The following is an 18,278-nucleotide window of genomic DNA, read 5'->3' as shown; positions in this document are numbered from 1 at the left end:
TCATGGGCTGGGATCGCAAGCAGATGGCGGCACGGGCCGCGCAGGAACTTGAGGACGGCACCTATGTGAACCTCGGGATCGGCATTCCGACCCTGGTGCCGAACTACATTCCCGAGGGGGTGCACGTGACGCTGCAATCTGAGAACGGCATGCTCGGCATGGGCCCCTTCCCGACCGAGGACGAGATCGACCCGGATCTCATCAACGCGGGCAAGCAGACCATCACCGAGCTGCCGCATACCGCCTATTTCGACAGCGCCACCAGCTTTGGCATGATCCGCGGTGGCAAGATCGCGATGGCGATCCTCGGCGCGATGGAAGTGGCCGAGAACGGCGATCTGGCGAACTGGATGATTCCCGGAAAGCTGGTGAAGGGCATGGGCGGCGCGATGGATCTAGTCGCCGGCGTCGGCCGCGTCGTGGTGGTGATGGACCACACCTCCAAGCATGGCGACAGCAAGCTGCTGAAGGAATGCACGTTGCCGCTCACCGGCAAGGGCGTGGTCGACCGGGTGATCACCAATCTCGGTGTGCTCGACGTGGTCGAGGGCGGGCTGAAGATCGTGGAGACGGCGCCCGGCGTGACCGAGCAGGATATCCGCGACGCTACCGAGGCGACCATTGTCTGATCGAGAGATCCGCCGCGAAGGCGGCCCCGACAGGGGCCGCTACGCGCTCGACCTCGGCGGCGGCGCCGAGGCCGAGCTGACTTGGCTGGCGCGGGGCGCTACCCGCATTGCCACGCATACCGGCGTGCCGCGCGAGCAGGAGGGGCAGGGCCACGCCGCCGCCCTCGTCGCGGCTATGGTCGAGGACGCGAAGGCCGAGGGTTTCCGCATCGTCCCCGCCTGCTCCTATGTCGCACTCTGGGCGCGCAGGCATCCCGAGGCGGCAGCGCAATTCGCCTGATCAGAGGCTGTTGACCGAGAAGACGCACCCGTCGCTCATCAGCACCGGCGGCGTCAGGCACAGCCCGCGCGCCACCGTCCACGCCGCGAGCACCTTGGGCACATAGGCACGGGTCTCGGCGTAGGGCGGCACGCCGGCATTGTCGCGCACCGATCCTTCGCCCGCATTGTACCCTGCGAGAGCGAGGATCGGGTCGCGGCCGAAATGCTCCATCAACCAGTCGAGATAGGCGATCCCGCCGCGAATGTTCTCCGGCGCGATCGCGCGGTCCTTCACCCCGAATCGTGCCGCCGTAGCCGGCATCAGCTGCATCAGCCCCTGCGCGCCCGCGGAACTGATCGCATCGGCCCGGCCGGCGCTTTCGACCGAGATCACCGCCAACACCAGCGCCGGCGACACGCGGGTGCCGATCGTGGCCCGCATGATGTCGGCTCCATACCGCCCGGCGATCTCCTGCAGCTGCTGCAGCCGTGGCCCCGGCGCCGCGCCGGGCGGTGCGTCGCGCAGCGCCGCCAGCGCCGGCTCCAGCCGTCCCGGCCCACCATCGGCCAGCCGTGGCGACACCGCGCTCCAGAACCAGGCCGCCGTCGCATCGCCGCTCTTCCTCCCGGCGCCGGAGGCAGATCCTGCAGCAGCGGGTGCCGAGGGGGCGGCGGGTGCGACCGGCGCGGCGGGAGAGATCTGCACGGTGATGCGCCGAGCACCGGGCTGCGGCACGGCGATGCGCCGGAAGGTGAAGTCGGTTCCGATTCGCTCGGCTGCGACCTCGCCCGCCAGCGCGAATCCCAGCGCCACCGCCAGGGCGATTCCGGGTAATCTCCTGCCGATCCGCATCCGCCCGCCTCGTGGTACCGTGATTCCGGCTTCAGCCTAGCGTTGCGCATCCGGCAACGATGCCCCCCGGACGCGGGGATTTCGCCGTTGATGAAAATTCGACACGGCCTTTGGTATAGGGAGGGGCCCCACATGCGGATAGGCGCAAGCTTCACGTGCTGTGAAAACGCGCCAAGACCGACAAACTCCCGCCCCAATCCGACGTCCATATGGGTACATCCACTGCGGTTATCGGGTCAGAGCCTGACAGACACCAGACAGTCCGCACGGGTAGGGAACGAAATCATCACCCATAGGAGGGTCCTCACATGCTCAACTTCTTCAAGAAATTCTCCCGCGACGAAGCCGGCGCCGTCACCGTCGATTGGGTCGTGCTCACTGCCGCCATCGTCGGCCTCGGCGTCGCGATCATGACGCAGGTGACCACCGGCGCCAAAACGCTGGCCGGAGACATCAGCAGCGACCTGAGCGGCCAAGTCGGAAAAACGTACTAAGTTCCGTTCAGATCCGAACACGGATGCCGTCAAGCACGAGAGGCCGCACTAAGGTGCGGCCTTTCTTATCATCCAGTGGTGAGATGCCCCAGGCACGGCCCTGTAAGCCCATCGAGCCGCCATAATCTACTGCGAAGATCCGAACAGCTCATCCTAGTTTATAGCATTGATAGCAGGAATTGCAGCATGACGAGAGACATCGAAGCTATTTGGTATCAGGACGAAGGCGCTGTAACTGTCGATTGGGTCGTACTGACTGCAGCAATCATTGGCCTCACCGTTTCCATCATGGCGATCTTCGTTTCGGCCGCCGGAACACCTGAAGAGGCCTATGGCACAAATATGGATGCAGCGAGGACGTTCATTGGCTCATTACGGAACTGATTTGTAGCCGATCGAGGAAGGAGACGTGAGATGAGAGCTGTATTTGGTATCGTCTTCGCGCTGGGCCTTGGCCTTGCAAGCTATGCGGTCTACATGGTGAAGGGCTATTTCGATCAGCAGGAGGCCGTTTTGGCAGCCGAGCGCGCAGCCGCAGCCAACCGCCTGCCGACCGTCGAGGTGGTAGGGGTGAAGAACCCCCTGCCCTACGGCACCGTGATCACCCGCGAGGATCTCAAGCCGATCCAGTACACCGAGGCGTTCCTGCCTGAAGGCACCTTCCCTGATCTCGAGGCGCTGTTCCCCGAGGGCGAGGATGTGCCGCGCCTGGTGCTTCGGCCGATGGAGCCGAACGAGCCGATCCTCGCCGCCAAGATCACCGCGCCGGGCGGCGATGCCGGGATCAGCACGCGGCTCGGCGCGGGCATGCGCGCCTTCGCGATCAGCGTCAACGCGACCAGCGGCGTCTCCGGCTTCCTGCGGCCGGGCGACCGGGTCGATGTCTACTGGACCGGCTCAGTCTCGGTGGGTGGCAACTCGCGTGAGGTCACCAAGCTGATCGAAACCGGCCTCGAACTGGTAGGTGTCGATCAGACCGCCGACCAAGGCCGCTCAGAAGCCATGGTGGCGCGCACCGTGACCGTGCAGGCCTCGCCGCAGCAGGTCGCCAAGCTGGCACAGGCGCAATCCACCGGCACGCTGGCGCTGTCGCTGGTCGGGCTGCGCGATGACAGCGTCGCGGGTGCCGTCGAGGTCGATCAGCGCAGCCTGCTCGGCATCGTCGAGGAAGAGAAAGAAGAGCCGCAGATCATCGCAGCACCTGCGCCCGCCCCGGAAGTCTGCACCGTGCGCACCCGGCGCGGCGCCGAGGTGGTCGAGATCGCGATCCCCTGCACCAACTGAGCCTGCTCCGTGGCGTTCGGCCTGTGGCCGGACGCCCACAACCCCGCGCAACAGGGCGGCGCGCGTTGCAATGCCCCGTCCCCTCGGGCAGGCTCGGCGCGGACGGGGCGATCCCAAGACCCCGACGCACGACCTGCAGCGAGGCGGCCGAATGAGCATCCGACACACCCTGAGAGCCGGCCTCGCCGGCCTCGCGCTGAGCCTTGCAGGGCTGGGTCCGACGGCCGAGGCGCATGCCGAGGCGCTCCAGGTTCGGGCCGGCGCGCCGTCGCGCGCCCTGCAGGTGCCGATGAACCGCGCCGTTGTGGTCGAAAGCGACGTGCCCTTCACCGAATTGTCGATTGCCAATCCCGGCATCGCCGACATCTCTTCGCTGACCGATCGCACCATCTATGTGCTGGGCAAGGCGCCCGGACGCACCACGCTCACCGTGCTGGGCGAGAACGGGCGGCTGATCACCAATGTCGAAGTGCATGTCACCCCTGACATTGCCGAATTCAAGGAACGGCTGGAGCAGATCCTGCCCGGCGAGCCGATCGAGGTCCGCACCGCCAATGACGGTATCGTCATGTCCGGCGTGGTCAGTTCGATCGGCAAACTCGACCGGGCGCTGGAGTTGGCTCAACGTTATGCCCCCGACCGGGTATCGAACCTGATGAGCGTCGGCGGTACGCAGCAGGTGATGCTCAAGGTCCGTTTCTCGGAGATGCAGCGTTCGGTGAGCAAGTCGCTCTCGGCCTCGCTGGGCGCACGCGGCACCGCCTTCGGCGACAATCTTGGCCTCGCGGTGGGCACCAACACGCTTGGAAACTCCACGGCTCTGGGCTCCGCGCTCGGCGGCTCCCTTCCCAGCTCCAGCTCGGCCAATGCCTCCACCCTGTTCGGCTTCAACGCCGGTGGCGTCGAGGTGGGGCTGCTGCTCGAGGCACTGGAAAGCCGCGGCGTCGTGCGCACGCTGGCCGAACCCAATCTCACCGCCCTGTCGGGCCAGGAAGCGAGCTTTCTTGCAGGCGGTGAATATCCGGTCCCGGTGAGCCAGGAAAACGGCACGGCCACGATCGAGTACAAGCCGTTCGGCGTCGAGCTGACCTTCGTGCCTCGCGTGGTGGAAGGCGACCTGATCAATCTCGAGCTCAAGGCGTCGGTCAGCTCGATCGACCCGAGCAACGGCTTCACCGCGGACGGCTTTACCATCGACGCATTCCGCCGGCGCGAGACCGCGACGACCGTGGAAATGCGCGATGGCGAAAGCTTTGCCATCGCAGGCCTCCTTTCGGACGATTTTCAGGACCTCAACGGTCAGGTGCCTTGGCTTGGGGACATTCCCGTGCTGGGCGCGCTGTTCCGTTCCGCCGAATACACCCGCCAGCAATCCGAGTTGGTGATCATCATCACGCCGCATCTGGTGACCCCGACCCGCGGCGAGACGCTGGCCATGCCGACCGACCGGGTCCGTCCGCCTTCCGAGCGCGAGCTGTTCCTGTTCGGGCGCGTCTCGGCCGACCGCGCGCCCCAGAGTGGCACCGCCGGCGAAATCGCGCGACAGGATTTCTCGGGCTCCTACGGCTATGTGCTCGACTGAAGGGAGATCCGCGATGCGCCGCGTCCTGACCGCCTTGGGCTGCGCCCTTTCGCTCGCCGCCTGTGCAGCGCCTCCCGGCTTCGACGACGAAGCTGGCCGTGCCGGGCCGGCCTTCGGCACGGCGACGCGCGACAACGTCATCGCCCATAGCAGCGCCTCCGAGGGCCTGCGCGTGAACCTGGCGCGGCAGTTCGCGGCCGAGGTCGACACCACGATCACCTTCGCCTTCGATTCCGCCCAGCTCGATGCCAATGCGCTCGCCGTGCTGCAGCGCCAAGCGGCCTGGATCCGTCGCTATCCGGAGCTGCGATTCCGGGTCTACGGCCATACCGACCTCGTCGGCCCGGCCAGCTACAATCAGGCGCTGGGCTTGCGCCGGGCCCGAGCGGCGGTGGCCTATCTGGTGTCACAGGGCCTCGATGCGAGCCGCCTCGAGGCGGTGGCCTCCTTCGGCGAAACCCGGCCCCTGATCGCCACGACCGATCCCGAGCGGGCCAACCGGCGAACCGTCACCGAGGTGTCGGGCTTCGTGCGCGGCCACCCCAACCTTCTCAACGGCAAATACGCCGCGGTGATCTTTGAGGGCTACGTGGAAAGCGCGGTGCCCGAAAGCACGCTCGGCGAGGGCGGATCTGGCGGCGATGGTGTCGAAGCCGCGGCGCCTTGAGCCCGGTGTGACAAATTCGAACCGTGCGTCGTGATCGTTGCCAGCGCCCCAACAATTACAGTTTTTCAGCCCCATTGCAGCCATCATTGATCTGCAAAACTGAACCGGTGGAGGGGATGGTCTCTGCACCGTCTTCCGGGCCGCCCGACCCGCTTCGGCGGGCCCTCCCGCCTTGACAGAGGATACGAAGGAATGAGCAGCACGGCCCCCCTGCAACCCGAACCCCAGCCGATCGCGGCCTGCACGATCAGTCGTGACGTGCAGCAGTTCGACCTGCTGATCGAGGACATGGAGGCCGCGATGGGCGAGAACTGGGGTGATCTCGGCTTCGCGGACGCCCTCGCCTTCCTCGAGCAGCCCGAGGCCGCGGAACTCGAATTCGTGGCGGTCGCCCTGAGCAAGGAAGACGAGCGCCAGCTGCCGCTGATCGCGGACATCATCGCCCATGCAAAGCGGCGCGGCATCAAGGTGGTGTTGATCGCCGATGACGTGAGCCCGGCCGCGCTGCACCAACTTCTGCGCGAGGGCGGCGACGAATTCGTGCCCTATCCCTTGCCCGAGGGCGAACTGGCCCAGGCGATCGAGCGGCTGCGCTCGGGCGCCGGGCCGCTTCTGCCCGAAGCCGAGCCGACGGAGCCCCGCGCCACCAATGACCGCTCCGGCGTGGTGATCCCGGTGCAGGGCCTTGCAGGCGGCAGCGGCGCCACGACGCTCGCGGTGAACCTTGCCTGGGAGCTGGCCAATATCGACCGCAAGGCGCCGCCGCGGGTCTGCCTGATCGATCTCGACCTGCAATTCGGCACCACCGCCACTTATCTCGACCTGCCGCGCCGCGAGGCGGTGCTGGAAATCCTGAGCGATACCGCGGGCGCCGACAGCGAGAGCTTGCTCGCCGCGATGATGGTGCATCAGGAGCGGCTTCACGTGCTGACCTCTCCGGCCGAGCTGGTGCCGCTCGATCTCATGGGTCCCGCTGACGTGGCGCGGCTGATCGAGATGGCGCGCGTCAATTTCGACTACGTCGTGATCGACATGCCTTCTAGCGTGGTCGACTGGTCGGAGACGGTGCTGCAGGCGGCGCATGTCTACTTCGCCACGCTCGAACTCGACATGCGTTCGGCTCAGAACACGATGCGACTCAAGCGGGCGCTGCAATCCGAGGAGCTACCCTTCGAGAAGCTGCGCTTCGTGCTCAACCGCGCGCCCGGCTTTACCGATCTGTCGGGCAAGAGCCGGGCCAAGAGGCTCGCCGACTCGCTGGGCATCTCTATCGAGGTGCAGCTTCCCGATGGGGGCCGCGCGGTCACGCAGAGCGCCGATCACGGCACGCCGCTGGCCGAGGGCGCGGCCAAGAACCCGCTGCGGCGCGAGATCGCCAAGCTTGCCCGTTCCGTTCACAAGGTCAACGTCGCCGAGGCCAAGGCCTGAGGGCCGGCGCCGCAGCCAGGAGAGCACCATGTTCTCGAAATACAGGAAGCCCGATCCGAGCCGGAACGCCGGTGCAACCGCTGCCCGCACCCCGGCGGCCAAGCCCGCGGCCCCCGCGCCGCAAGCGGCAGCGCCCTCGACACCGGCGCTAGCCCTGCCCGGCCCCGCCACCGCTTCGATGCGCCGGTCGGTTCCTGCAGCCGACGCCGCGCGCCGTGCCGCCGAGGCCGCGCCCGCCGACAAGGAGCGTCGCCGCAAGGAACGGCTGGCCGAGATCAAGCTCGAGGTGCACAAGGCGCTGCTCGACACGCTCAACCTCGCCGCACTCGACAAGGCGAGCGAGCAGGATCTGCGCAACGAGATAAATTCGATCGCGACCGAAACGCTCGACACCATGGGAGTCGTTCTGAACCGCGACGAGCGTCAGAGCCTCAACCAAGATCTCTTTTTCGAGGTCACCGGGCTTGGCCCGCTCGAGACGCTGCTCAAGGATGACAGCGTCAACGACATCCTCGTCAACGGCCCGCACCAGATCTTCGTGGAACGGGGCGGCAAGCTGCAATTGACCGACATCACCTTCAAGGACGAACGGCACCTGCTGCGGATCATCGACAAGATCGTCTCTGCCGTCGGCCGCCGGGTCGACGAATCGAACCCCTATGTCGACGCGCGCCTCGCCGATGGATCACGCTTCAACGCCATGGTCGGGCCGATCGCGGTGGATGGCAGCCTTGTCTCGATCCGCAAGTTCAAGAAGGATAAGCTCGGCATCGACGACCTGATCCGCTTCGGCGCGATGACTGAGGAGATGGCCGCCTATCTCGAAGCGGCGGTGGCGACGCGGCTGAACATCATCGTCTCGGGCGGCACCGGTTCGGGCAAGACCACGACCCTGAACGCCCTGTCATCCTTCATCGACAACAACGAACGGATCCTGACGATCGAGGACACCGCCGAGCTTCAGCTCCAGCAGACCCATGTCGGCCGGATGGAAAGCCGCCCCGCCAACGTCGAGGGCCGCGGTGCGGTGAGCCAGCGCGATTGCCTCAAGAACGCGCTCAGGATGCGGCCTGACCGGATCATCGTCGGCGAAACGCGCGGCGAGGAGGTGATCGACATGCTGCAGGCGATGAACACCGGCCATGACGGCTCGATGACCACGATCCACGCTAACTCGGCCCGGGACGGTATCTCGCGTCTCGAGAACATGATCGCGATGGCCGGGATCGAGATGCCGATCAAGGCGGTGCGCAGCCAGATCGCCAGCGCCGTGAACCTGATCGTGCAGGCCAGCCGCCTGCAGGACGGCTCGCGCCGGATGACCTCGATCACCGAGATCACCGGCATGGAAGGCGACGTGATCTCGATGCAGGAGGTGTTCCGCTACCGCCGCGTCGGTCTCACCCCCGACAACAAGATCATCGGCCATTTCACGGCCACCGGCGTGCGCAGCCACTTCTCGGAGCGGTTCCGCCTCTGGGGCTACGACCTGCCGGCGACGATCTTCGAACCGATGGCGGCGGAGTAGGAACATGAACCTCAGCGCGGAACCGATCATCTACGGCCTCGTCTTCGTCGCCGTCCTGGTGCTGGTCGAGGGGCTCTACCTCACCATCTTCGGACGCTCGATCAGCCTCAACAACCGGGTCAACCGCCGCCTGACGCTGCTGGAGAAGGGCGGCCGGCGCGAAGAGGTGCTTGAGCAGCTGCGCAAGGAGATGACGCAGCACCTGAAATCGCGCCGCGTGCCGCTCTACTCGATCCTCGCCCACAAGGCGCAGAAGGCCAATATCGCCTTCACCCCGACCCAGCTGGTGCTGCTGATGGCGGGGCTGGGGCTTCTGGCCTTCGCCGGCCTCTCGATAGGCACGGCGGCGAGCCTGCCCATTCGGATCGCGGTCGGCGCGGCGATGGGGGTGGGCGGCGTCTATGTCTGGGTCAACAACAAGGCCAAGAAGCGCCTCGGGCTGATCGAGTCGCAACTGCCCGAAGCGATCGAGTTGATGGTGCGATCGCTGCGCGTGGGTCACCCCTTCTCATCGGCCATCGGCATCGTCGCGCGCGAGGTGCCTGATCCGCTCGGTTCGGAGATGGGCGTGATCGCCGACGAGGCCGCCTATGGACGCGACATGAGCGAAAGCCTGAAGGCCATGGCCGAGCGGCTCGACATGCAGGATCTGCGCTTTCTCGCCGTGGCGGTGACGATCCAGCGACAGGCCGGCGGTAACCTCGCCGAGATCCTCGACGGCCTCGCCAAGGTGGTGCGCGCCCGGTTCCGACTGTTCCGGAGGGTCAAGGCAATCACCGCCGAGGCCAAATGGTCGGGCATGTTCCTTTCCGGCTTCCCGCTGGCGGCGCTGGTGGGGATCAACCTGATGGACCCCAACTACTACGACGAGGTGAGGGATACGGCAGTGTTCATCCCGGCCTGCTTCGTGGTCGGCGCCTTCTTGACTGTGAACGTCATCGTCATGCGTGCCCTCGTCAACATTAAGGTCTGAGCCATGCCCGTGTTCCAGCAGATCCAGGCGATCCTCGTCGAACAGCTCGGCCCGGCCGGACCACTCATCGTGGTGGGTCTGCTCGGCCTCGCGATGATCCTCCTGACGCTGCCAGCCCTACTGCGCCGCCGCGAGGACCCGCTCGACAAGCTCAGGGCCCAGAACGCGCGCGAGGTGGGCGAAGCCCAAGCCAGTTCGGTCGACCGGCTGCGGGCGCCATCGGCAGCCGACAAGCTCGATCGCTACGCCACGTTTCTCGAGCCGCAGAACGCCGAGGAGCTCTCGGCCGTGCGGCTACGGCTGATGCAGGCGGGCTACCGCGCGCGCAACGCGGTACGGATCTACCATTTCAGCCAGTTCGCTTTGGGCATCAGCGCGCTACTGGCCGGATTGATCTGGGCGCTGAGCCGCGGCGAGGCCACGACGCAGGACCTGATCGCCGCGACGCTGATCCCGGCTGCGATCGGCTACATGGGACCGAAATACTGGGTCACCCGGCGCCGCGAGGCGCGCAAGCAACAGATCACCGACGGTTTCCCCGACAGTCTCGACATGATGCTGGTCTGCGTCGAGGCGGGCCAATCGCTAGACCAGTCGATCATCCGCGTCAGCCACGAACTGCGGGCGGGCTATCCGGACCTCGCCTTCGAATACAGCCAGGTCGCGCATGAAATGAAAGCTGGCAAGGACAAGTCCCTGGTGCTGCGTGACCTGTCAGAGCGCTGCGGCGTGGTCGATATTTCAAGCTTCGTCACGGTGCTGGTGCAAAGCCAGCAATTCGGTACCTCCATCGCCGAAGCGCTGCGGGTCTTCTCGGCCGAGATGCGCGACAAGCGTGTGATGCGTGCCGAGGAAAAGGCCAACACCCTGCCCACCAAGATGACTTTGGCGACGATGATGTTGACGGTGCCGCCGCTGCTGATCATCCTGATCGGGCCGTCGATCTTCGACATCTACATGACCCTTGGCGGCGGGGCTGCCGGGAACTGACCCTCTCACATATGCGATCGATCGCCATTCTTGCCGCCCTCGCCTTGCTGGCCGCCTGCTCGGATGCGGGCGGCCTCTCCGCATCCGCGGGCGGCGTCTATGCCCCCGGCCCCTCCGGGGAGCCCGATGTGGACGGGTTGATCGTCGGGCACCGGCTGATGGCGGCGAACGAGCCGGAACTGGCGCTGAACGCCTATGGCCGCGCCGCTGGCCAGCAGGGGCTCGACGTCGACACGCTCTCGGCGATGGGCTCGGCCAATCTGCGGCTGGGCCGTCTAGGCCAGGCGGAGCGGCTGCTGCGCCGCGCCGTGGCCGAGGATCCGGACTTCGCGCCGGCCTGGAACAATCTCGGCGTGGTGCTGATGGAGACCGACCGCGCCGCGGAGGCGGCCGAGAGCTTTCGCCGCGCCTTCGCGCTGGTGGATGGCGGCGATGACATGGTACGCGACAACCTGCGCCGGGCCCTCGCCAAGCGTGACGGTGCGCTCTATGCTGGCCCGCAGGAAACGGAAGAGTTCCAGCTGGTGCGGCGCGGATCGGGGCAATACGCGATCCTGACCGCGCTGTGAGGATGTCGAGCACAAAGGACGCGCCCATGCGCCTTCCCCTCAGCTGTTGCGCCCTGTTGTCGGCGCTGATCCTCGTGGGATGCGGCGATTCCGAGGGCCAAGTGTCGCGCGCGGTCGGGGATCTGCGCGAGGCCCGCGACGCCGACCTCAACGAGATCATGCTGACGGTGGCCGAGCCATCCGAGAGCGTCGCCTATTTTCAGCGCCTCGTCACGGCGGAGCCCTCTGCCATCGCCCCGCAGCGTGGTCTGGCCACCTCGCTGGTCCGCGCCAAGCGCAGCGCCGAGGGCGTGGCCGCGTGGCGCAAGGTGGTCGCGCATCCGGAATCCGGCCCGGCCGACAGCGTCGAGCTGGCCGACGCGCTGATCCGCACCAATGCCTGGGACGAGGCCGAGGCCGTGCTCGACGGCATTCCGCCGACCTTCGAAACCTTCCAGCGCTACCGGCTCGAGGCGATGGTCGCCGACAGCAACGAGGAATGGAGCCGCGCCGACAGCTTCTACGAGACCGCGGCTGGGCTGACCACGACGCCCGCGGGCGTGCTCAACAACTGGGGTTATTCCAAGCTCACCCGCGGCGACTACAACGGCGCCGAGCGGCTCTTCACTGACGCGCTGCGGCAGGAGCCGGGGCTCTTCACCGCCAAGAACAACCTCGTTCTCGCGCGGGGTGCCCAGCGCAACTACCAGCTGCCTGTGGTGCCGATGACCCAGACCGAGCGGGCGCAGCTGCTCTACACGCTGGCGCTCGCCGCGATCAAGCAGAACGACGTGACGATCGGCAAGGGGCTGCTGCGCGACGCGGTCGAGACGCATCCGCAGCATTTTGAAGAGGCCGCGCGGGCGCTGAACGCCCTCGAAGGTGGCGCGACCAACTAGCGCCGGGCTGCTTCCCCGCTGCTGCCACAATCGCCTGCGACGCTTTGGCGGCAGGGCCGAATGGCCGCGGCAGTGACGGGAGATCTCGATGAACATGCAGATCGGCGCGATGGCGCCGCAGGTACCGCGCAGCCTCGAGGCGGCCGGACTGCCGATGGTGATGATGCGCGACATCGCCCTCAAAACGATCTTCCGCATGAATGCCCGATTGGTCAGCGAGGTCGCCCGAGCCACCTGTCTGCCCGTCAACGTCGCACAGGAACTCGTCGACCTGTTGCGCGGTCAGAAGCTGATCGAGGCGATGGGCACGCTCACCGGTCCCGGTGCCAGTGCCGAAATGCCCTACCAGCTCACCGAGGCAGGCCGGGCCCGGGCGCTCGACGCGCTGGCGCAATCGGAATATTTCGGTGCCATGCCGGTGCCGCTCACCGATTACCGTGAGCAGGTTGCCAAGCAGTCGGTACGCAACCTGACCATGACCCGCGACAGGCTGCAGGCGGCGATGGGGCATCTAGTGCTGCCGCCCGGGCTGATCGGCCAGCTCGGGCCCGCCATCGGCGCCGGACGCTCGATCCTCATGTACGGTCCTCCCGGTAACGGCAAATCCTCGATCTCGAACGGCATTCGCGCGGCGCTGGGCGATCTCGTCTACGTGCCGCGCGCGCTCGAATATGGCGGGCAGGTCATCACCGTCTACGACCCGATCATCCATGCCAGCATCGAGGATGCGCCGGAGGACCCGAACGCGCTGCGCCGTTCGACCACGCGCTTCGACACCCGCTACGTGCGCTGCGAGCGACCCACGGTCGTCACCGGGGGCGAGTTGTCGCTCGACATGCTCGATCTCGTCTACAACCCGGTGGCGCGAACCTATCAGGCACCGTTGCAGCTCAAGGCCACCGGCGGCGTCTTCATCGTCGACGATCTGGGTCGACAGGCCGAACCGCCCCAGAAGCTGGTGAACCGCTGGATCGTGCCGCTCGAGGAGAACCGCGACATCCTCGCGCTGCAATCCGGCGAAAAGTTCGAAGTGCCCTTCGACACGCTGGTGATCTTTTCCACCAACTTCCATCCCAACGAAATCTTCGACCAGGCTGCGTTGCGCCGGATCTTCTTCAAGATCCGCGTGGACGGGCCGAGCCAGGAGGATTTCCTCAAGATCTTCGCGCTGGTGGCGCGCAAGAAGAAGATGCCGCTGAGCCAAGCCGCGCTGATCCATCTGCTCAAGGCCAAGTACCCGACCATCGGCAATGTCTATGCCAACTACCAGCCGGTATTCCTGATCGACCAGATCATCTCGATCTGCGAGTTCGAGGGAATCCCGTACCAGATGACGCCCGAGCTGATCGACCGGGCCTGGGACAACATGTTCGTGCGCGAGGGCGCGGTGGTGCGCTGAATCCCCTCACGCTTCGGCCAAGGGCACCTCTCGCAAGAGCAGCGTGACGGCGAAGGCCAACGTGGCTATCCCTGCCGCCAGCAGGAAGATCGGGTCGAGCGCCGCGGCGAAGCCTGCCAGCACGCTCTCGCGCAGCTGCGGATCTAGCGCCATCACGCTGTCGCGGCTGATCGTGCCGAGCCCCGCCCCCTCGACGCGGCCCGCGAGGTTCTGCGCCAGTCCGGCGCCGAACACCGCCCCGAAGATAGAGGTGCCGAGCGAGCCGCCGATAAGCCGGAACATGTTGGCGCTTGCGGTGCCTACACCCAGCATCGAGCGCGGCACCGCGTTCTGGATCGCCGCGACGCCGACGCTCATCATCGGCCCGATGCCAAGCCCGGTGGCCATCATCAATGCCAAGACCTGCCAGAGCGGCGTGTCGGGACCAAGCCGTGACAGACCCAGCATCGCCAAGGCCAACAGCGCGGTGGAAGCCACCGGTAAAGCCTTGTAGCGGCCCGTACGGCCCATCACCCGCCCTGAGACCATCGAGGCGCCGATCAGCCCCCCCATCATCGGAAGCAGGAACATCCCCGACAACACCGGCGAGACTCCCTGCACCACTTGCAGATAGAGAGGCAAGAAGGTGATCGTGCCAAACATCGCCATGCCGACCAACAGCCCCGCCGCGTTGACCACCGCCACCGCGTTGAGCCGGAACAGCGATAGCGGCAGGATCGGCGCCACGGCACGGCTTTCGACGAAGAGGAACCCCATGAGCGACGCCAACGTCGCGCCGATCAGCGCTAGCATCGCCGGCTCGCCCCAGCCCAGCACGGTGCCGCCCATGCTCGTTACCAGCACCAGCCCCGACAAAGTCGCGGTCAAGAGCGCCGCCCCCGCCACGTCGATCCGAGGCCGGGCGCCCGGCGCGCGGCCCCGCAGCGCCGATTGCAGCACGACCCATGCGACGGCGACCACCGGCAGGTTGGCGAAGAAGATCCAGTGCCAGCCGAGGCTTTGCACCAGAAAGCCCCCGACCAGCGGTCCCACTACCGTGGAGAGGCCGAACACCCCGCCCAGCGCGCCCTGCACGCGGCTACGTTCGCGCGGGGGCAGCAGGTCGGCCACCACCGCCATCGCCACCACGATCAGGCCCCCACCGCCCAGCCCTTGGACCGCGCGTCCCGCAATCAGCACTTCCATCGACGGCGCGACGCCGCAGATCAGTGCGCCAAGCGTGAACACCCCCAGCCCGGCCTGCATCACCGCCTTGCGACCGAACAGGTCGCCCAGCTTGCCGAAGATCGGCGCACCGACGGTCGAGGCCAGAAGATAGGCCGTGACCACCCAGGTCATCCGGTTCAGCCCTCCGAGATCGGCGGTGATCACCGGCAGCGCCGTGGATACGATGGTCTGGCCGGTCGAGGCCACGAAAAGCGTCACCGCCACCGCCCAGATGGCCAGTCGCCGATGATGGCCGGGCGTCTCCATGGCTTGGGGTGTGGCGGTCATGCGAAACTCCGGGCTATCAGAGTACAAGTCTGCACGCTCCGCCGAAGGGCGGAGAGGCTTGCGGAAACGGGGCGGTGACGCCAGATATGTGACACTAGCAGATTCATGTCAATGGCATGCAATTTGGAAAGGCGGGGAATGGCCGAACGCGACGAGGAACTGATCGGGGACATGGCGCGGGCCGGGATCGATCCGGAGGTGACGCGGGCGGCACTCGCCTTCGACGCGGTGCTGCAACGCTGGCGCCGACGGGTGCGCACGCGCGAGCTGGGGCACCGGGCGCTCTCTGAACTGGGGCTGCCGCTCGATCTCGCGCAGCTCGACGTGATGATCGCGATCCATGCGCCTGCCAACGAGTTCGGCGACGATCCCGCCGAGGAGACCATGGTTTCGACCGTGGCGCAGCGGCTCAACATTGACCCGTCGCGCGCCAGCCGAATTGTCTCGGACCTGATCGCGCGCGGCTTTGCCGAACGCGCCGCGAGCCAAGCGGACGCGCGGCGAACCATCGTTGCGCTCACCCCCTCGGGGCTGGCCATCGTCGAGGCGGTGCGGCGCTACAAGTTCCTGCTTCTGGGCGGGTTTCTTTCCGACTGGACGGTGGAGGAGCGCGAAACCCTGTTGCCGCTGCTGGAGCGGTTCTCGCACTGGTCCGAAACCGGCGCCACCGCCGACGAGGCGGATCTGGAGAACCGGATCGGTCGGCTGCGCGACGATCTGGCGCAGAAGCTCGCCGCGCTTTGAAAGCGGGGGGCGCGCGCCCTAGATGGGGGTGATGAGCGCCCTGCCCCCCATTTTCGAGGACTGGTTTTCCAAACGCGGCTGGAGCGTTCACCCGCACCAGCAGGAAATGCTCGACCGGTCCGACGCGGCCGCGCTCATGCTCATCGCACCGACCGGTGGCGGCAAGACGCTCGCGGGTTTCCTGCCGACGCTTGCCGAGCTGGCGGAGGGCGATCACAAGGGGCTCCACACGCTCTACGTCTCGCCGCTGAAGGCTCTCGCCACTGACATCAGGCGCAACTTGACCATCCCGGTCGAAGAAATGGGTCTGCCGATCCGGATCGAGGATCGGACCGGCGACACCAAGCAGACCGCCAAGAAACGCCAGCGCGCCGATCCGCCGCATGTACTGCTGACCACGCCCGAGAGCCTCGCGCTGATGATCTCCTACGAGGACGCACCGCGCATCTTTGCCGGGCTGCAACGGGTCGTGGTCGATGAGATCCACGCGCTGATGGAGGGCAAGCGCGGCGACCAGCTGATGCTGTCGCTGGGACGGCTCGAAAGCCTGGCCCCTGGGCTGCGCCGGGTCGGGCTTTCGGCCACGGTGGACGACCCCGAGGCGCTGGCCGCGCAACTCGCGCGGCATCCCGACCCGTGCGAGATTATCGAGGCCGATCCCGGCCCCGACCCCGACATCTCGATGTTGCGCACTGAGGCGCCACCGCCATGGGCCGGCGCAGGCGGCGGCTATGCCGTGCGCGAGGTGCTGGCGCAGGTGAAACAACACAAGACCACGCTGATCTTCCACAACACCCGCGCCCAGGCCGAGATCTTCTTTCACAAGCTCTGGCTCGCCAATGAGGACGATCTGCCGATTGGCATCCACCATGGCAGCCTGTCACGACAGGTGCGCGAGAATGTCGAGGCCGCGATGGTCGCGGGCGAGCTGCGCGCCATCGTCTGCACCGGCAGTCTCGATCTCGGGATCGACTGGGGCGACGTGGATCTGGTGATCCAGATCGGCGCGCCCAAGAACATCAAGCGGCTTGTGCAGCGCATCGGCCGGGCCAACCACCACTACAACGCGCCATCCAAGGCGCTTCTGGTGCCCGCCAATCGTTTCGAGGTGGTCGAATGCATGGCGGCGCTCGAGGCGGTGCGTGACCACGAGCTCGACGGCAGCCCGCGCGGCCCCGGCCCCCTCGACGTGCTTTGCCAGCACATCATGATCACCGCCTGCGCCGGACCTTTCGATGAGGACGCGCTCTTTTCCGAGGTGAAGAGCGTCGGTCCCTATGCCGGGATCAGCCGGGCGCAATTCGACGACTGCCTCGATTTCGTGGCCACCGGCGGCTATGCGCTGCGCGCCTATGACAAGTGGAAGCGATTGCTGCGGCGCCCCGACGGGCTGTGGCAGCTGCGCGACCCGCGCTCCAGTTTGCGCATCCGCATGAATATCGGCACGATCCAAGATGCCGACATGCTGAAGGTGCGGATGCGCGGCGGCGGCGGCAAGCCCTTGGGCGAGGTCGAGGAAGGATTCGCCTCATCGCTCACCCCGGGCGACACGTTTCTCATCGGCGGGCAGGTCGTGCGCTACGAGACGCTGCGCGAAATGACGGTGGAGGTCACTCGCCGCGCCGATCGCGAACCGCGCATCGCCACCTATGCCGGGGCCAAGATGCCAACCTCGGCGCAGCTCGCGCATCGCATCCTCGACGATCTGCAACGCCCCGACTGGCCCGAACTGCCGCCCCATACGCGCGACTGGCTGCATCTCCAGCGTGAGGTGTCGAAGATGCCCGAGCGGGGCCGCATCCTCGTGGAGACCTTCGAGCATGACGGGCGTCACCATGCCTGCTTCCACACCTTCGCGGGCCGCCACGCGCAGCAGACGCTGGGTCTGCTTCTGACACGGCGGATGGAGACGCTGGGCCTGCACCCCTTAGGCTTCGTCGGCACCGACTACGCGACGCTGATCTGGGGGCTCGACGAGCTCACCGATCCGGCGCCGCTATTCGAGGCGCGCGAGTTGCGCGAGGGGCTGGAAGGCTGGCTGACCTCGAACGCAGTGATGAAGCGCACCTTCCGGGGCGTGGCGAGCATCGCCGGGCTGATCGAGAAGAACCTGCCGCAGGTCCGCAAGACCGGCCGGCAGGCGACGTTCAGCTCCGACATCCTGTACGACACGCTGGCGAAATACGACCCCGAGCACCTGATCCTGCGGGTCACCCGCGAAGAGGCGATGCGCGGTCTCGTCGACTTCGCCCGGGTCGAGGAAATGCTAGAGCGCACCAAGGGCCGGGTCGATCTCGTCCGCGCCACCCGCCCCACCCCGCTGGCCGCCGCTATGCTGCTCGAGCGCGACCGGGTGCCCGTCGCGGGTGCCGGCCGCGAGCGGCTGGCCGAGGAGGAGGCGGCCCGCCTGTTGAAGGAATCGGGTCTCGCGGCCTTCGGAGCCCCCAACGTCGCGGGGGTGTGAGGGAGGTCCCGCTTGCATGCGGCGTCCCACGCGGGCATGGG

General features: G+C 66.8%; 18 protein-coding genes. 16 read left to right on the top strand and 2 right to left on the bottom strand.

What is annotated here, in order from left to right; genetic code table 11:
• The first annotated feature begins 2 nt into the window (after positions 1–2).
• Positions 3–629 carry a 3-oxoacid CoA-transferase subunit B gene (locus LOS8367_RS01400; protein WP_085894656.1) on the top strand — a complete coding sequence of 209 codons (627 nt, stop codon included), beginning with the start codon at positions 3–5 and terminating at the stop codon, positions 627–629.
• Complete coding sequence (locus LOS8367_RS01395) at positions 622–909, top strand: GNAT family N-acetyltransferase (RefSeq protein WP_085894655.1); 288 nt, start codon at positions 622–624, stop codon at positions 907–909. The genes LOS8367_RS01400 and LOS8367_RS01395 overlap by 8 nt, the downstream gene beginning before the upstream one ends.
• Here LOS8367_RS01395 and LOS8367_RS01390 read toward each other — a convergent pair whose 3' ends face one another.
• The gene (locus LOS8367_RS01390) at positions 910–1,743 is read right to left on the bottom strand and encodes a lytic transglycosylase domain-containing protein (protein ID WP_085894654.1); all 834 of its coding nucleotides are present in this window, start codon (positions 1,741–1,743) and stop codon (positions 910–912) included.
• Positions 1,744–2,051: 308 nt separating this feature from the next.
• On the opposite strand from LOS8367_RS01390, the gene LOS8367_RS01385 reads away from it, so the two are divergent.
• The 12 genes from LOS8367_RS01385 (at position 2,052) to LOS8367_RS01330 (ending at position 13,535) form a co-directional block, all read left to right on the top strand.
• Positions 2,052–2,237 carry a hypothetical protein gene (locus LOS8367_RS01385; protein ID WP_085894653.1) on the top strand — a complete coding sequence of 62 codons (186 nt, stop codon included), beginning with the start codon at positions 2,052–2,054 and terminating at the stop codon, positions 2,235–2,237.
• 186 nt (positions 2,238–2,423) lie between these two features.
• Entirely contained in the window at positions 2,424–2,621 is a 198-nt protein-coding gene (locus LOS8367_RS01380; RefSeq protein ID WP_085894652.1) for a hypothetical protein, read from the top strand.
• A gap of 30 nt (positions 2,622–2,651) precedes the next feature.
• On the top strand, positions 2,652–3,521 hold the full coding sequence (gene cpaB / locus LOS8367_RS01375; protein WP_165761366.1) for a Flp pilus assembly protein CpaB: 870 nt from the start codon (positions 2,652–2,654) through the stop codon (positions 3,519–3,521).
• Between the two features lie 151 nt (positions 3,522–3,672).
• Positions 3,673–5,103, top strand: a complete 1,431-nt coding sequence (locus LOS8367_RS01370; protein ID WP_085894651.1) for a type II and III secretion system protein family protein — start codon at positions 3,673–3,675, stop codon at positions 5,101–5,103.
• Positions 5,104–5,116: 13 nt separating this feature from the next.
• On the top strand, positions 5,117–5,770 hold the full coding sequence (locus tag LOS8367_RS01365; RefSeq protein WP_085894650.1) for an OmpA family protein: 654 nt from the start codon (positions 5,117–5,119) through the stop codon (positions 5,768–5,770).
• A 192-nt stretch (positions 5,771–5,962) separates the two neighbouring features.
• Positions 5,963–7,198 (top strand): CpaE/TadZ family protein, encoded by a 1,236-nt coding sequence (locus LOS8367_RS01360; protein WP_085894649.1) that lies wholly within the window; start codon positions 5,963–5,965, stop codon positions 7,196–7,198.
• Between the two features lie 28 nt (positions 7,199–7,226).
• Positions 7,227–8,726 (top strand): TadA family conjugal transfer-associated ATPase, encoded by a 1,500-nt coding sequence (locus LOS8367_RS01355; protein ID WP_085894648.1) that lies wholly within the window; start codon positions 7,227–7,229, stop codon positions 8,724–8,726.
• Positions 8,727–8,730: 4 nt separating this feature from the next.
• On the top strand, positions 8,731–9,699 hold the full coding sequence (locus tag LOS8367_RS01350; protein WP_085894647.1) for a type II secretion system F family protein: 969 nt from the start codon (positions 8,731–8,733) through the stop codon (positions 9,697–9,699).
• Positions 9,700–9,702: 3 nt separating this feature from the next.
• Entirely contained in the window at positions 9,703–10,689 is a 987-nt protein-coding gene (locus LOS8367_RS01345) for a type II secretion system F family protein (protein ID WP_085894646.1), read from the top strand.
• 11 nt (positions 10,690–10,700) lie between these two features.
• Complete coding sequence (locus LOS8367_RS01340; RefSeq protein ID WP_085894645.1) at positions 10,701–11,258, top strand: tetratricopeptide repeat protein; 558 nt, start codon at positions 10,701–10,703, stop codon at positions 11,256–11,258.
• Positions 11,259–11,284: 26 nt separating this feature from the next.
• The gene (locus LOS8367_RS01335) at positions 11,285–12,136 is read left to right on the top strand and encodes a tetratricopeptide repeat protein (protein ID WP_085894644.1); all 852 of its coding nucleotides are present in this window, start codon (positions 11,285–11,287) and stop codon (positions 12,134–12,136) included.
• Between the two features lie 88 nt (positions 12,137–12,224).
• Complete coding sequence (locus LOS8367_RS01330) at positions 12,225–13,535, top strand: DUF8689 domain-containing protein (RefSeq protein WP_085894643.1); 1,311 nt, start codon at positions 12,225–12,227, stop codon at positions 13,533–13,535.
• A gap of 6 nt (positions 13,536–13,541) precedes the next feature.
• On the opposite strand, the gene LOS8367_RS01325 is transcribed toward LOS8367_RS01330, so the two are convergent.
• On the bottom strand, positions 13,542–15,029 hold the full coding sequence (locus tag LOS8367_RS01325; protein ID WP_085894642.1) for an MDR family MFS transporter: 1,488 nt from the start codon (positions 15,027–15,029) through the stop codon (positions 13,542–13,544).
• A 138-nt stretch (positions 15,030–15,167) separates the two neighbouring features.
• Here LOS8367_RS01325 and LOS8367_RS01320 point away from each other — a divergent pair, with 138 nt between their 5' ends.
• A complete protein-coding gene (locus tag LOS8367_RS01320) occupies positions 15,168–15,773 on the top strand; it encodes a MarR family winged helix-turn-helix transcriptional regulator (protein WP_085894641.1) in 606 nt (201 codons plus the stop codon).
• 31 nt (positions 15,774–15,804) lie between these two features.
• Positions 15,805–18,237: a ligase-associated DNA damage response DEXH box helicase gene (locus LOS8367_RS01315; RefSeq protein WP_085894640.1), complete on the top strand. Its 2,433-nt coding sequence runs from the start codon at positions 15,805–15,807 to the stop codon at positions 18,235–18,237.
• Positions 18,238–18,278 lie beyond the last annotated feature (41 nt).

It is taken from the genome of Limimaricola soesokkakensis (genome assembly GCF_900172345.1).
In the GTDB taxonomy this organism is placed as follows: domain Bacteria; phylum Pseudomonadota; class Alphaproteobacteria; order Rhodobacterales; family Rhodobacteraceae; genus Limimaricola; species Limimaricola soesokkakensis.
This window is presented reverse-complemented; position numbering and strand designations above follow the sequence as displayed.